Source organism: Pseudoalteromonas luteoviolacea NCIMB 1944 (genome assembly GCF_001625565.1).
Taxonomy (GTDB): Bacteria; Pseudomonadota; Gammaproteobacteria; order Enterobacterales; family Alteromonadaceae; genus Pseudoalteromonas; species Pseudoalteromonas luteoviolacea_F.
Map to the genome: position 1 here is coordinate 186,513 of NZ_AUXS01000064.1, position 14,513 is coordinate 201,025.

The 14,513-nt window shown below is 40.3% G+C and carries 13 protein-coding genes; 5 read left to right on the plus strand and 8 right to left on the minus strand.

The features are described from left to right. The first annotated feature begins 105 nt into the window (after positions 1-105). Positions 106-2,727, plus strand: coding sequence for a TonB-dependent receptor plug domain-containing protein (locus N483_RS21670; RefSeq protein ID WP_023397903.1), 2,622 nt, complete (start codon positions 106-108; stop codon positions 2,725-2,727). 38 nt (positions 2,728-2,765) lie between these two features. Then, a complete protein-coding gene (locus tag N483_RS21675; RefSeq protein ID WP_023397904.1) occupies positions 2,766-4,268 on the plus strand; it encodes a tetratricopeptide repeat-containing sulfotransferase family protein in 1,503 nt (500 codons plus the stop codon). A 10-nt stretch (positions 4,269-4,278) separates the two neighbouring features. Here N483_RS21675 and N483_RS21680 read toward each other — a convergent pair whose 3' ends face one another. Beyond that, positions 4,279-5,184 carry an alpha/beta fold hydrolase gene (locus N483_RS21680; RefSeq protein ID WP_023397905.1) on the minus strand — a complete coding sequence of 302 codons (906 nt, stop codon included), beginning with the start codon at positions 5,182-5,184 and terminating at the stop codon, positions 4,279-4,281. Between the two features lie 122 nt (positions 5,185-5,306). On the opposite strand from N483_RS21680, the gene rlmF reads away from it, so the two are divergent. Next, positions 5,307-6,176, plus strand: coding sequence for a 23S rRNA (adenine(1618)-N(6))-methyltransferase RlmF (gene rlmF / locus N483_RS21685; protein WP_023397906.1), 870 nt, complete (start codon positions 5,307-5,309; stop codon positions 6,174-6,176). 26 nt (positions 6,177-6,202) lie between these two features. On the opposite strand, the gene N483_RS21690 is transcribed toward rlmF, so the two are convergent. The 6 genes from N483_RS21690 to N483_RS21715 all read right to left on the minus strand — a co-directional run bounded on the left by N483_RS21690 (position 6,203) and on the right by N483_RS21715 (position 12,921). Then, positions 6,203-8,623 (minus strand): PAS domain S-box protein, encoded by a 2,421-nt coding sequence (locus N483_RS21690; RefSeq protein WP_023397907.1) that lies wholly within the window; start codon positions 8,621-8,623, stop codon positions 6,203-6,205. A 160-nt stretch (positions 8,624-8,783) separates the two neighbouring features. After that, on the minus strand, positions 8,784-10,112 hold the full coding sequence (locus N483_RS21695) for an ATP-binding protein (RefSeq protein ID WP_023397908.1): 1,329 nt from the start codon (positions 10,110-10,112) through the stop codon (positions 8,784-8,786). Positions 10,113-10,164: 52 nt separating this feature from the next. Next, positions 10,165-10,746, minus strand: coding sequence for a thymidine kinase (locus tag N483_RS21700; protein ID WP_023397909.1), 582 nt, complete (start codon positions 10,744-10,746; stop codon positions 10,165-10,167). Between the two features lie 63 nt (positions 10,747-10,809). Then, on the minus strand, positions 10,810-11,625 hold the full coding sequence (locus N483_RS21705; RefSeq protein ID WP_023397910.1) for a substrate-binding periplasmic protein: 816 nt from the start codon (positions 11,623-11,625) through the stop codon (positions 10,810-10,812). A 162-nt stretch (positions 11,626-11,787) separates the two neighbouring features. Continuing rightward, positions 11,788-12,396: a superoxide dismutase gene (locus tag N483_RS21710; protein ID WP_023397911.1), complete on the minus strand. Its 609-nt coding sequence runs from the start codon at positions 12,394-12,396 to the stop codon at positions 11,788-11,790. Between the two features lie 18 nt (positions 12,397-12,414). Then, positions 12,415-12,921: a hypothetical protein gene (locus N483_RS21715; RefSeq protein ID WP_023397912.1), complete on the minus strand. Its 507-nt coding sequence runs from the start codon at positions 12,919-12,921 to the stop codon at positions 12,415-12,417. Between the two features lie 295 nt (positions 12,922-13,216). Between N483_RS21715 and bfr (N483_RS21720) the strand changes: the two genes are divergently transcribed. Both bfr (N483_RS21720) and bfr (N483_RS21725) read left to right on the plus strand, forming a co-directional pair. Then, positions 13,217-13,687, plus strand: coding sequence for a bacterioferritin (gene bfr / locus N483_RS21720; RefSeq protein WP_036975144.1), 471 nt, complete (start codon positions 13,217-13,219; stop codon positions 13,685-13,687). Positions 13,688-13,699: 12 nt separating this feature from the next. Further along, positions 13,700-14,164 carry a bacterioferritin gene (gene bfr / locus N483_RS21725; RefSeq protein WP_023397914.1) on the plus strand — a complete coding sequence of 155 codons (465 nt, stop codon included), beginning with the start codon at positions 13,700-13,702 and terminating at the stop codon, positions 14,162-14,164. Between the two features lie 57 nt (positions 14,165-14,221). Here the strand turns inward: bfr (N483_RS21725) and N483_RS21730 are convergent, their stop codons facing one another. Beyond that, a complete protein-coding gene (locus tag N483_RS21730; RefSeq protein WP_023397915.1) occupies positions 14,222-14,416 on the minus strand; it encodes a (2Fe-2S)-binding protein in 195 nt (64 codons plus the stop codon). Positions 14,417-14,513 lie beyond the last annotated feature (97 nt).

The following is a 14,513-nucleotide window of genomic DNA, read 5'->3' on the forward strand; positions in this document are numbered from 1 at the left end:
ATTTTTATAAATGTGTTAATCAATTGAATAAGTTCTTGAGAAAGCACGTTATTGCATATTGCAATTTAGTTTACAAAAAAAGTTTAGAAAAACTGGGGAAACAGGATGAAACTACAGAGATGCAAACTAAGAAATGCAATTCGATTTGCGATTTCTACAACTGCAGCAACCACAGCTTTACTTGCATTTGGCGCTCAAGCAGATGCCAGAGAAGAAGGAGCTAACAAAGATATTGAAAAAATAGCCGTGGTAGGTTCTAGGGCAGCACCTAGATCCGTCGGTGAATCACCGGTCCCAATCGATATTATTGGCGGTGATGAGCTGAGCAAGGCTGGCGGTGACGACATGCTTGAGCTGTTGAAAGGCTCTGTGCCATCGCTCAACGTACATGCCAACCCTATCAGTGATGCAGCAAGCTTGGTGAGACCTGCCAACTTAAGAGGTCTACCAGCGGATTCTACATTAATACTACTCAACGGTAAGCGCAGACACCGTTCTTCTGTCATTGCGTTTTTAGGCGGTGGTATTAACGATGGTGCACAAGGGCCCGATATTTCAGTTATTCCGAGCGTAGCATTAAAACAAGTAGAAGTACTTCGTGACGGTGCAGCAGCTCAATATGGTTCAGACGCTATTGCAGGTGTTTTGAACTTTGTGTTAAAAGACGCTTCAGAAGGCGGAAGCTTCTCTGTTAAACAGGGTGAGTACTACGAAGGTGATGGGGATACCACCACGTTTGAAGGGAATGTTGGCTTGCCATTTACCGATCAAGGGTTTGCTAATTTAAGTTTCCAATACAAAGAAGCTGATGCAACTAGCAGAAGTGTACAACGTCCTGATGCTCAGGCATATGCAGATGCCAACGTAGAAGGCATTAGAGACCCTGCACAAATTTGGGGTGCTCCAGAAATTAAAGACGACATCACGCTGTTTGGTAACGTAGGTCTTGAGCTAAGCAACAGCTCTGAGTTTTACATGTTTGGTAACTATTCAGAAAGAGATGTAAAGGGTGGCTTCTATTATCGTAACCCTCAAACTCGTCCTCAAGTTTATTCCAATGACGGTGGTAATACGCTGCTGGTTGCTGACCTAGATGGCGTAGGTACAGGCATTGGTTGTCCAACTATTAACCTCAAAGATGCTGATGGAAATCGTATTCAAAATGTCGCAACCATAGCTGCATATCAACAAATAGCGGCAGATACAGAACTCGGCCGCAATTGTTTTGCCTTTAACGAAATACTTCCAGGTGGTTTTACGCCCAACTTTGGCGGCAATATCACAGACACGTCTTTAACCATCGGTACCAGAGGTGACTTCACTGAAGGCTTTATGGAAGGCGGTTTTTATGACATCAGTGGCTCTGTAGGACGCAATGAATCACGCTACTTCATCACTAACACAGTGAACGCATCACTTGGTGCTGAAACTCCAATGGAGTTTAGCCCAGGTAAATACATTCAGTTAGAGAAAAACTTTAACTTAGATGTTTCTAAAGGGTTTGATTTTGGTCTTGCTTACGACGTAAACGTGGCGACTGGTCTTGAATGGCATGAAGAAACATTTGAAGTAATAGCCGGTGATGAAGCCTCCTTTATTGCAGGCCCATTAACTCAACAGGGCTTTGGTATTGGTTCTAACGGCTTCCCGGGTTTCCAACCTTCAGCCGCAGGCGAGTATTCTCGTCGTAACTACGCTGCATACATTGACGTAGAGACACCATTCACCGATGAATTTTTAATGGGTTGGGCACTTAGATTTGAGGATTACGATTCATTTGGCTCCACAACCAACTTCAAGATTATGGGTCAATATCAACTGACCGATGACTTATCTGTGCGAGGCTCTATTAGTACAGGCTTCAGAGCACCAACAGTTGGTCAAGCAAATGTAAGTAATGTTCAAACAAACTTAAGCAGTGGCGTTTTAGTTGACTCGGCACTATTACCACCGACAAACCCAGTTTCTGAAATACTTGGTGGTACAGAGCTACAACCTGAAGAGTCAGAAAGTTACACATTAGGTTTTGTTTATCAGACCGGTGATTTATTCTTAACGATTGACTATTACAACATCCAAGTAGAAGACAGACTAAGTCAATCTGAAAAAATCAATCTGACACCTGCACAAAAAGAAGCTCTCAAAGCTGATGGTGTGCCTAATGTAGACAGCATTGCTCAAGTGTCATTCTTTACCAATGACTTTGATACCACAACACAAGGTGTTGATGTAGTTGCCAACTATTCAATGGATTTACTTGGTGGATTTGCCACGTTTAGCATGGCGTACAACTGGAATGAAACCGAAGTTGATAAGTTCTCTGCAATTACTGGCGAATTTAAGGTAAAACGTTTAGAAAATGATTTACCTCAACATCGCGCAACTTACACTTGGACTCAACAGTGGGAAGACTTCTCAGGCTTTATCCGCTACAACTACTTCGGAGAGTATCAAGGTGTGCACGTCGACTATGATGCTACCGCAATCATGGCTGATCCGACATTCACATTTGATGCCGAGCTAACCTACTATGCGACAGAAAATATCAGCTTAACAGTGGGCGCTAACAACATCTTCGATCAAGATGCTGAGAAAGTCATCAACTTTGCTGAAGATGGTGCAACAGAACTAACGCCTTCTAACAATTGGGGCGGGGTGTATTATGAAACCTCTCCATTTGGAATTAATGGTGGGTTCTACTACGTCAAAGCAACTTATACGTTCTAAACTTTATCTGTAACCCAGAAGCAAAAGAGGAATTAGCGATGGCTTTTTCCTCTTTTTATTTTTATCATGAAAATAAACAGCTTAATACCATGTTACTTTTAGATCGCGCCACAGAGCTACTCTTGGAAAATAGACTTAGAGAAGCTGAGTTTATGTTCAAGCAAGTGCTTAAACAAAACCCTAAAAATGGCAAAGCTTTATTTGGCTTAGGGCGTATATGTATGCGCTTAGAGCAGTATGACAATGCTATTTATTACTTAAAAAGAGCATGTGAACACCTGCCAAAAATGCTCGACCCACTGTATGCTTTAGCTGACGCTTTCATTGCTGTAGGCTCGCCTGTAGATGCAAAGACTGTACTAGAGTATGCGCTTAGCGTAGCCAGACACAATGCGCAGATTCATTATCATCTAGGACAATTTTATTTGGACCATGGTTTTATCGACAATGCTTATCAGGTGTTTCAAAAAGGATTAGACTGCCCTTCTTCCGGGGTCTCTATATTCATTATATTCGAACTGATGCAGTTGGCACCAACCAACGAAATCCCGCTGTTAATGGAAAAACTCACTGAATTTGAGGGCAAATACGAACACCCTAAATTTAAAATCATCGCTTATCATGCTTTTGCAACTGCACATCAGGCATTGGGAGAATATAAAGAAGCATTTGAGTTTTACGAAAAGGCTAACAAGCTACAATTTGAGCAATGTGAATTTAAAACAGCAGACATGGTGCCTTTTTTTAATCGTCTACTTGAAACTTGCAACAGCGACTTTTTTGATAAGCCAATAGACAAAGTAAAATCGACGTTCACGCCTGTTTTCATCATTGGGCTACCTAGGACGGGGTCAACACTACTTGAACAAATACTTACACAGCACTCTCAAGTGGGCTCAATTGGCGAAAGCATCATAATCAGCGACAAAATAGTTCCCTACCTTGAAATGCGAACTGAGCGTGATTTCCCTGAGTGTATATATGAAACATCAACCTCCATGCTGGACTATTGTCGCAGCGTATATGTAGATGAAGTGAAGAAAAATAGAGTGCAAGAAGAGGCCGTGATAAACAAGCTGCCAGCCAATTTTCAAAACATAGGGTTAATATACAAAATATTCCCAAATGCCCGATTCATACATTTAACGCGCGACTTTAAAGCTAATGCGTGGTCCGTGTACAGCAATCATTTCGCAGAAAATGAGCCCTATTTTTGTTCTTTAACTGAATTCCAGCTCTATGCAGACATAGAGCAGCAAGTTATGGATCATTTTTCTTCTCACCTTAAAAAAAGCATTTTTAATGTCAGTTATGAGACCTTGATCGATGATCCAGAACGTACAATCCAAAAGCTCTTAAACTTTATTTATTTGAAATATGAACCTGAATGTATGGACTTTTACAAAAGCCGGAGCAAAGTATCCACGCTGAGCAAAACCCAAGTGCGGCAACCTATTCACAACCGCTCCCTAACACGCTGGCAAGCTTTTGAAACATATATAGAAAAAGAGTTGGGGCAACTTACCCCAAAGAAAAATTAACTTCATTCAATCAGCTTTGATGCTCCTGAAACCAATTTAGCACGTCTTGAAATTGCTCTGTTACTGCATTTGGATGCGTCAACATATCAATATGGCCATAGTTATATGTATGGCCATATTTTTTGCCATATATATTTAACGCTTGAGTACCTACACCAGACTCTTTCATAAACATTTTTATATCAATCGGTTGTGCCAACGCTTTATCGTTCACTCCAGCAATGTGCAAAGTCGGCGGAAGCCTTTTGTCACTTAATTCATGGGCATAATCAAAAGCATCATCACTATCTACCCAAGGGCTTATTTTTGCCCACTCAGCACTTTGCCGATGTGACTTGGCTGTTTCACTATCCGAACCCCAACGCAGTTTTTTAGCGGGTAAATAACCATGCTTTTTTGTGTAGTAGTACGCAAGCCGATACCACATTATATTGGCCTTGAGCAGCTTTTCTGGGTGATTGTTGTATAAACTGCGTTTGGAACCAAAATACGCACATGCATCGACGTATTTTATTTCCTCAGGAAAACGGGCAAATACACTATTCATAATCACGCCCCCCCACGAGTGTGCAACCCAGAATTTTGGGCGCTCACCGAGCAGCTTAGAAATAAACACTACAGCAGCAGGTACATCTTCAACAATAGATTCCGTTTGACCATAATCATGGCCTTTTGAGATTGGCGGTACGCTCTCCCCTCTTCCTCGTAAGTCCAGTACAAAACATCGATAGCCATGAGTCGCTAAAAATGGTGCCAGCCCTTTATTATTGTGAGTATAAAAAATCTTACCATTCTCTACCGCCCCATGGAGAAGCAAAACAATCGGCCCCGTCTTCTCGGTGTTGTGTATATACCTCAAATGCAAAGATGTTCCTGCATCAGCTAACGGTACTTGCATTGATTCTTGATTTATCATTGTATATCCAAGATTTTTTACTCATCGTACCAGTTGAGAGGTAAAAAAGTAACCCTAATAGTGAAGACATTGAATTTAAGGTATAATTCTTACTAGTCATTCTGTGAAACACAATTTCAAACATGCACCCTAGAAACAAACACGCCTCAGGCTATGATTTTCCTGGACTCACAAAAGCAGTTCCTGAACTTGCAAATTATCTAGTTACAAAACAAAACGGTGAAGATACCGTCGACTTCTCTGACCCCAAGGCGGTGATACTCCTCAACAAAGCCCTACTTTTCAAACATTATGGTATCGCTTTTTGGGATTTACCTGATCAGTTTCTGTGTCCTCCAGTGCCCGGAAGAGCCGATTACATTCATGCACTCGCCGACTTACTTGCCGAAGATCATAATGATATTGTGCCTACAGGTAAAAAAATAAAGTGCCTAGATATTGGGACCGGCGCTAATTTGATTTACCCGATTTTAGGGCACTCTGAGTATAAATGGCAGTTTGTAGGGAGTGATATAAACCCAATTGCAGTAAAGGTTAGCCAAAATATCGTCAAAGCTAATAAGCTGCCCATAAAGGTAAAACATCAAGCCAATAGCGAAGCATATTTTACCGGGATCATTGGCAAAGACGACTATTTTGAATTCACTATGTGCAACCCGCCATTCCACGCAAGTGAACAAGAAGCGAAAAAAGGCACTGACAGAAAGTGGAAAAATTTGGGTGTTGCCAAAACATCAAAGCACCTTAATTTTGGCGGACATGCACCTGAGCTTTGGTGTAAAGGCGGTGAGCTGGCATTTATTCGAGGCATGATGAATGAAAGTGCGCAATTTAAAGACCAAGTCGGTTGGTTTACAAGCTTAATCTCCAAAAAAGATAATTTGCCAGCCTTGACCAAATGCCTGACACAAATCGGTGTTAAGCAACATAAGGTCATAAATATGGTTCAAGGCAACAAACAAAGTCGCTTTATAGCTTGGCGCTTTAACTAATCAGTTATCTATTACGTTTGCTTGCACTAATCCGCATAGTTTTTTAAAACACCAAATAAATTTCTCAAATCAATGGGTTTGCCGATATGAGCGACAAACCCCTGAGCCAAATACTTTTTCACATCGCCTGTCATGACATTGGCTGTCAGCGCAATGACAGGCATGCTTGCATGTTGTCTGTTGATTCTTTTTTGCGCTTCGACGCCATCCATTTCTGGCATATGAATATCCATTAAAACCAAGTCATAAAGATCATTTTGGCAAGCTTCAACTGCTTCTAGGCCATTTTCTACAAGCGTCAGTTCAGCATAAGTATCTTTGAGCATTGTTTTTATCAGTATTTGATTTATTTTATTGTCTTCCGCAATCAGTATTTTTTTCCCTGCTAGGTTTGGTGGAGATAAAGATCTGCATTGTTTGAGATTGGACTCCTGAGATGACTTTTCCAATGGTAGCCAAAGATCGATGCTTGTACCTTCACCTTGTTGACTCTTTAGCTCAATTTGCCCTTTCATTAGCTTCACTAAACTTGCCGTGATAGACATACCCAAACCTGTACCACCATACTTTCTGGTAGTTGAAGTATCTGCTTGAGAAAACCGGTCAAATATACATTTTTGAGCCTCTTCACTCATACCTATGCCGGTATCTGTGATCTTTAAATTAACGGCGTCTTTTCCGCCATAATGACCAGACCTAACTGTTATTTTTACTGAGCCTTTGTCTGTAAATTTGACCGCGTTTGAGGTTAGGTTTAATAAGATTTGCTTTACTCTAACTAAATCGCCGAGCCATTTGTCGTCGAAGTTGTCCTCAATCGTGACAAGAAATTCAATCCCTTTGTTACTGATAACCGAATCTAAATCGTACTTGACAGACTCTATTATCTCTTCGAAAGAGAGTGGCGCTTTTTCTAGTTCCAGTTTATTTGACTCTATTTTGGAATAATCCAAAATGTCATTAATAATAGTGAGCAAGCTTTGCGCGGAAAAAGACGCGTTTGACAGTATTTGTCTAAAATCAGCACTCAGTTCAGCGGTTTCAAGCAACTGAAGTCCGCCTAATATGGCATTCATAGGGGTGCGTATCTCGTGACTCATATTTGCGACAAAATCGCTTTTGGCTTTGGCAGAATTCTCTGCTTCTGTTTTTGCAGCGGCCAGCTTTTCAATCACATTAACTTTATCAGTAACATCATAGTTAACCCCGATAACCTTGATTGCTCTGCCCATTTCATCTTTTATAACTTCGGCACTCGCTTTCATTGTCCGAACCACGCCATTAGGGTGCACAACTCTAAATTCTGGTTCATACACGCCCTCTCCTTTTACAGCAGCTTCCAATTTCGCACTCGCGAAACCAATGTCATCAGGGTGGACGCTATTAACCCATGCTTCATAGACACCAGAGAATTGACCTTCAGTTACGCCATACAGCTTAAACATCCAGTCATCCCAAATTAACTCATTTGAAACAAGATCCCACTCCCATACACCGATCTCCGCAGAGTCGTTCGCTAATTGCATGCGAATCGCAAAAGAGTCCGCAGCTTCTTTTGCTTTTTGTATTTGTGCTTCAATCGCTTTTTGTTGTGTCGTGTCTTGGACCACGGACCATATAAAGTCCTCGCCGTCACTGTCTGTGATTTTTATTCCTGACAGTAAAACAGGATAAGTATTTCCCGCTTTATGTATGTATTCTTTAGCGTACGGACCATATCGGCCTTGTTGTTTTAAGTCATCCAGCTGCTTGTACTCTTGTTCTTCATATTTACGCGGAGTTAGCTGCCAATAATCCATATTATTCAGCTCTTCTACTGAATACCCTGTCATTTTGCTAAACTCATGATTAACGTACTGAAAGCTACCATCCTTCATATAGTTAATTGCTATTCCCACTGGAGCTAAATTTACAAAATGCTCAAACTTTTGTTTTTCTCTTTGGTATGCTTTTTTATATCGTTTTAAATCTGAGTGGGCTTCATCTAGCTGTTTCTGAGTTCTGACAATTTCTGTTATATCTCGCCCTATTGCCAAGACCAAGTTTTCGTCATGCAATTGAACCGCCGTAAGTGACACTAAACAAGGAAAAGTCGAACCATCTAGCCGAGTATGTGTCCATTGAAATAATTGCGCCCCTTCATCATACGCTTTTGTAATAAACCCTTTGGCCAAAGACTCTGATAGCTGACCACAAGGTTGATACTCGGGGGAAATATCTGCAGGACCAAGCTGTAAAAATTTGTCCTTACTCTGAACACCGTGCATTTCAACCGCTGCGGCATTACACTCGATAAACTTCCCGGACTTTAGATCGATAATGGATAACGCATCTCCAGATGCATCAAAGAGGTTTTTGTATTTGTCTCTTTCATATGTGACTTTCTCAAGCGCTAATTTTAATTTTTTGTTTTCGCTTTCTAAGTCTGCGCTGATGCTTTGTGACATGATGACTTCCTGTGCTCAACAGAGTTAAACCATTTTAGCTTGCCTAACTGAATATAGAATATGATCTCGCACAACTGAATTAAAATGTTTAAAAATCAATTAGTAAAATATTTAGTAAAGAAGAAAGCTGGTTTTTAATTGATGTTTTATTGATACCTTGTCAGCTGCTTGTTTCAATTGGGATGCAAATTTCAAAACAGCTCCCCTTCCCCAACTCAGACGTCGCGGTTAACTCTCCATGATGATTTTTAATTAGCATCAATGCAATGGTAAGTCCTAAGCCAACGTTCTGCCCTACGGGCTTACTTGAATAAAAGGGATCAAAAATGTGACCCAATTTAGTAGGCTCTATACCTGCCCCTTGATCTTTAAAAGAGATAGACACAGTTTCCTCACGCAAGCACACTTTTACTGAAATATCGTGTGGTAGAGCGCCAGATTCGATAGCATTCGTATGTAAAATATCAAACACTTTTAAAAGCTGCTCTCTACAACATAGCAGTTCGATGTCGTTTTTAGAGTCATGATCTAAAACGACTGGTTTACTAAGGTTATTAATAAAACACGTGAATATTTCTGTTAAGTTATGCAACTGCGCTTGTTCACCTGATATCCCATTAAATACGGACAATGCAGCTACTATTTGCTCAATTCTATTTAAGTCAATTTCGTTGTCTTCAAGCAGTTCAGATATATCTATTAAATCACCGTTAAGTGACTCATTGTTAAGCACACTAATATGGCGACTGAGACCTTTAATATAGTCTTTTAGAACCGAAAAGTTACATTTCATTGCACCAAGCGGGTTGTTTATTTCATGTGCCATACCTGACGCCAAATACCCAACAGATGCCATTTTTTCCGATTGAAGAAGTGAGTTTTGCTGCTCTAATATTTTTTCATTTGCAGTCATAAGAGATTGATTTAATTGCGTTAGCTCGGCCGTCCTCGCTGCAACTTTGGCTTCAAGATTATCATTGAGTTCCTGCAATTCTGAAGCCAACTTAGACTGCTTTTTAATATCACAATATGCCCGCAATGCACTTGTCATGGTGATGTATAACTTCGATTTAGTGAGATCCACTTTGTTTTTATAATCATTTATATCGTACTTCAACATGACTTCATGTTCAGGGATCGTACTCGGTTGTCCTGTTCTTAAGATAATCCTCACATCGCAGTTTTTAAGTTCTTGCCTTATTTGATGAACACACTCCAGTCCCGCATTATCTGTTTCCATAATGACATCGAGTAACACAACACAAATATCTTGCTCATCAAGCATGTATTTAATGGCGTCTGATTTCGAATAGGCATGAAAAAATGACAATTCCCGATTCTCATAGGAAAACCTTGATAATGCCATTTTGGTCACATTGTGAACCTCAGGTTCATCATCAACAATTAAAATCTTCCAAGGAGGCAGCTTGGGTTTCTCCGTATTTTGTGAAGATTCACTAGCAAGAAAAGAAAAAGGTGAGTTAGACATGGCTACCAAGTTTGTCCAATGATAGCCTTAAGCATGGCAAAAAATGTTAAAATTACAACCTATTAAGTTCTGTTTTATAATGTTTCCTGCATACCGAAACATAGCGGTCATTGCCACCAATTTCAACTTGATCGCCGTCTGCAATGGCATTACCTTGCTCGTCTAACCTCAAAACATGGTTGGCTTTACGACCACAATGACAAACTGTTTTTAATTCAATCAATTTATCGGCCCATGCCAGTAAGTATTGCGCGCCCTCAAACAACTCACCTCTGAAGTCTGTTCTCAGTCCATAACATAAAACCGGAATACCCAGTGAATCGACCACATCCGTCAATTGAGAAACTTGCTCTTTTGACAAAAATTGACTTTCATCCACCAAAATACAATCTAGCTTGTGTTGGTTGTGTTCAACTTGAACCAGTTGAAACACATTGGTTGAAGGTTCAAATGTACTCGCATCAGCCTCAAGACCTATTCGTGACGCAACCTTGCCAACACCTGAGCGGTTATCGATAGCAGCGGTTAAAATAAACGGGGTCATACCTCGTTCTCGATAATTAAATGCAGACTGAAGCAAGGTGGTCGATTTACCAGCGTTCATCGCCGAATAATAAAAATAAAGTTGTGCCATAATAACGATAGGATATTTTAGAGTGCACGCTAGTCTACAGAAACTTATGCATACTGACCATATTCAATATCTGGGAATTTTATGTTCGACTGGGTTTTTAATGTAGTCTAAATAATATTCGTGCAAAGGCATCGCGCCTAACCCTCGCCACAAAGTCTGTGCTACCTCTGGATTTTGCTGTAAAAATGCCTTTGATAAGGCCAGATACCCGTAGCTGATATCAATTGGCGGAAAAATAGGGTCGAGGGATTCACTATAAGGAAACCCTGCAACTTGCTCATCGTACACTTGGCATAAACCAAGAGAACCATCAACCAAGCCTTTCAATACAAGTTGGTAAGCATCATCTTGCGAATCAGTTTGAATGACACGGTATAAGTCTTGTTGAAGCACATGTAAAACAGAATACCCTCTCGGGATAGCCAAACTCAAAGGGTAATTGTTATTTGCGATATCTTGCCCTAAACCCTGCTGCCCAACTAAGCATGTCCCTAACATACTAATTGCTAGGCTTTCATCTACACTCCCCTGAGCATTTCTGGGAAAGTTCAAAAACTTATCTCTTTCTGAACGATACGAGGCAATAACAGCGTCAACCCTATTTTTTTGGATATCGTTTAAACACCTTTGCCAAGGCTTGCGAACAAATTTAAACCTTACCGTACGTACATTGCTCTGAAGCTTACGTAAAATTTCAATTGTTGCGCCAGGGCGTTCGTCAGGTACTTCGAAGCCACTGCCGAGAAAAAATGGGGGAATATTTTTGTCTTCATAGCACAAAGTCATATAAGTGGTGGCATAGGCCAAAGATGACCACGATGTTATCAGTAAAAATGCTAACAGACGCATATAGTTCACAACGAGATTAAAAGTGAGCATTGGAGTTAAATGCTTGGCTATAAATATACTATAGCTTACAGCTGAACGAATGTCGTTGGAAACGGGTTTTTACGGATAATTACCGGAAAAGAGATGTTAATCGTACTTTTAGCATCAAAAAGTACCTCATAAGCATATAAGGTACTTAAACCAAAATTCAGATTATTTTGTTTCTAGGTAACGTCGCTCAACCTCAGTCCAGTTGATCACGTTATAAAATGCAGCAATGTATTCAGGACGACGGTTTTGATATTTGAGATAATACGCATGCTCCCAAACATCCAATCCTAGAATTGGCGTTTGGTTATTCATTAATGGGCTGTCTTGATTTAACGAGCTTGTTACTTTCAGCTCGCCTTCAGCATCAACCACTAGCCAAGCCCAGCCACTTCCGAAACGACTGACAGCTGCCGCTGTAAACTGTTCTTTAAAAGCGTCAAAGCTGCCAAAGGTATTTGTAATTGCTTTTGCAAGCTCACCGTCGTGAAGGTTACCACCGTCAGACGACATGATAGTCCAAAACAAACTGTGATTGTGATGGCCACCTACGTGATCTCTAACCGCGCCTTTAAGGCTCTCTGGTAGTGACTCAATATTTGCAAGGAGATCTTCGACACCGCGATCCGCAAACTCTGTTCCCTCTAGCGCAGCATTGGCCTTACTAACATAAGTTTGGTGGTGAAGCGTATGGTGAATCTCCATTGTTCTAGTATCAATATGTGGCTCTAAAGCATCATAAGCGTACGGTAGTTGTGGCAATGTAAAAGCCATGGTCTTTCCTCATTTACTTTAATGGACGATATGTGGACGGGTAAATCCCCCCTCCATCGCGGTGTTGACTTTCTCAATCAGCTCTGGAAGATGGGGATGGCATGAAGCAAAATTTATCAACTCCTGCCTTGTTTTGTGTAAGTGGTGACAAGCAATCTCCACAATTTCAATGGATGCGTTTTCGACCAAATTAAGAATAACCAAATGAACTTCTATAAGCTGCTTGCAAGCACGCTCTGGATTAGACAAAGCAAGAAAACAATCAGCCAAATTATGTGCTGCAACCACTAATGCAGGGCAACAATGTTCAATTGCTGTTAGCTGCTCATCGCAAGGTTTGCTTTTGACAAACTGCTCTAATAAATGACCAGCTAAATTTAATGCACTTTGATACTTGTCGCGTGCTGAATCGAACTTACCATGCTGAAATGCGTGATTACCTGTTTTTATTGCATATTGCCATGGTGCTAGGGCGTACTCTAAAGGAGTATCCATTGAAGTTTCCGGTTGTTCTACTAGGGCCATTACGCTCCCCTTAGATTGCTTTACACCCGACAACTATAAACAAAACAAACACCTTAATGCAAATTGTTTTTATTTGCATTATTGTAATTATTACTCTAAAGCCCAATTGAGTTCCCAATTTTTTCTGGGTCAGTGCTACAAAGAGATAAAAACTTAAGCGCTGCTTAAAGCATAAAAGGCAACGATAATGAGAATAAGAATCAATTGTTAAACCACTGATTTTAAAGGATTTTTATTGACAATCTTTTTCCTAAAGATAGAATACCTTCTAAAGTCAGAGTTTGAGGAACCTCTTATGAAAGGTAAACAAAAAATCATTGATGCATTTAATGCGCTGCTGGCAAACGAGCTTGCTGCAATTGATCAGTATTTCATCCACTCTCGCATGTATGAAGACATGGGTCTAACAAAGCTATACGAGCGACTGAACCATGAAATGGAAGAAGAAACAACTCATGCAGATTGGCTTATTAAACGCATTTTATTCCTAGAGGGCGTGCCGAACATGACCAAGCGTCGTGATCTGCTGATCGGTCAAGATGTGAAATCAATGATGGAAAATGACCTGACATTGGAGCTTGAAGTTGTTGCATGCGTGAAGGATGCAATCAAAGCCTGTGAAGAAGAGCAGGACTACCAATCTCGCGCAGTATTAGAAAAGTTATTGTTCGATACAGAAGAAGATCACGTTTATTGGCTAGAACAACAAATTGGCCTTATCGAAAAGATTGGTATTCAAAACTATCTACAATCGCAACTGGCATAGGATTAGAAGCATATGAAAGGTAATAGAGAAGTTATCGTAGCCTTGAATAAGGTACTTGCTAACGAGTTAGTTGGGATAAACCAGTACTTTTTGCATGCGCGCATGTTCAAAGATTTTGGTTTTATGAAACTAGATAAAGCAGATTACAAAGTGTCTATCCAAAAAATGAAGAATGCTGACAGACTTATCGAGCGCATTTTATTTTTAGAGGGCCTGCCAAATCTGCAAGATCTAGGCCGTTTAAACATAGGTGAAAACGTAGCTGAAATGATCGCCGCAAATATGACATTCGAACAAACATCATTGCAAGATCTACAAGATGCCATTGCTTTATGTGAGCAAAAGCAAGACTACATTAGCCGTGAAGCGCTTGATAACATCCAAAATGAGCAAGAAGAACAAATTGACTGGCTAGAAACTCAGCAGCAGCTGTTAAAAACAATGGGTCAAGAAAACTACCTTCAATCACAGATGTAATCTCACCCATTAAAAAAGGGCGTTTTATAAACGCCCTTTTTTACAAAACTTGATTTGCTATGCAACTTGTTCAGTCACATCCACGATATCGATTAGCTTTTCATTCAATATTTTTTTGGTACAGTTGCAACACTTACCACATTGAGTACCTACACCCAACTCTTTACTTAGATCCCTCATAGATCTTGCACCGTCATCTATCGTCTGCGCTATTTTTTTGTCTGTTATTCCGTGGCAGATACAAATATACATGAATGAAAACCAATCTCAATTACATCAATTGGGAGTAGTTTAATCTAAACAAAAATAGTTATCAACAAACTTACACATAAAAATGCGAATAGTTACT

Bases quoted from the DNA above. Each gene is read 5' to 3' on its own strand.
- N483_RS21670 (WP_023397903.1), top strand. From the start codon at position 106: ATGAAACTACAGAGATGCAAACTAAGAAATGCAATTCGATTTGCGATT.
- N483_RS21715 (WP_023397912.1), bottom strand. From the start codon at position 12,921: ATGGCCCTAGTAGAACAACCGGAAACTTCAATGGATACTCCTTTAGAG.
- N483_RS21675 (WP_023397904.1), top strand. From the start codon at position 2,766: ATGGCTTTTTCCTCTTTTTATTTTTATCATGAAAATAAACAGCTTAAT.
- N483_RS21705 (WP_023397910.1), bottom strand. From the start codon at position 11,625: ATGCTCACTTTTAATCTCGTTGTGAACTATATGCGTCTGTTAGCATTT.
- N483_RS21695 (WP_023397908.1), bottom strand. From the start codon at position 10,112: ATGTCTAACTCACCTTTTTCTTTTCTTGCTAGTGAATCTTCACAAAAT.
- N483_RS21680 (WP_023397905.1), bottom strand. From the start codon at position 5,184: ATGATAAATCAAGAATCAATGCAAGTACCGTTAGCTGATGCAGGAACA.
- bfr (WP_036975144.1), top strand. From the start codon at position 13,217: ATGAAAGGTAAACAAAAAATCATTGATGCATTTAATGCGCTGCTGGCA.
- N483_RS21710 (WP_023397911.1), bottom strand. From the start codon at position 12,396: ATGGCTTTTACATTGCCACAACTACCGTACGCTTATGATGCTTTAGAG.
- N483_RS21700 (WP_023397909.1), bottom strand. From the start codon at position 10,746: ATGGCACAACTTTATTTTTATTATTCGGCGATGAACGCTGGTAAATCG.
- N483_RS21690 (WP_023397907.1), bottom strand. From the start codon at position 8,623: ATGTCACAAAGCATCAGCGCAGACTTAGAAAGCGAAAACAAAAAATTA.
- bfr (WP_023397914.1), top strand. From the start codon at position 13,700: ATGAAAGGTAATAGAGAAGTTATCGTAGCCTTGAATAAGGTACTTGCT.
- rlmF (WP_023397906.1), top strand. From the start codon at position 5,307: ATGCACCCTAGAAACAAACACGCCTCAGGCTATGATTTTCCTGGACTC.
- N483_RS21730 (WP_023397915.1), bottom strand. From the start codon at position 14,416: ATGTATATTTGTATCTGCCACGGAATAACAGACAAAAAAATAGCGCAG.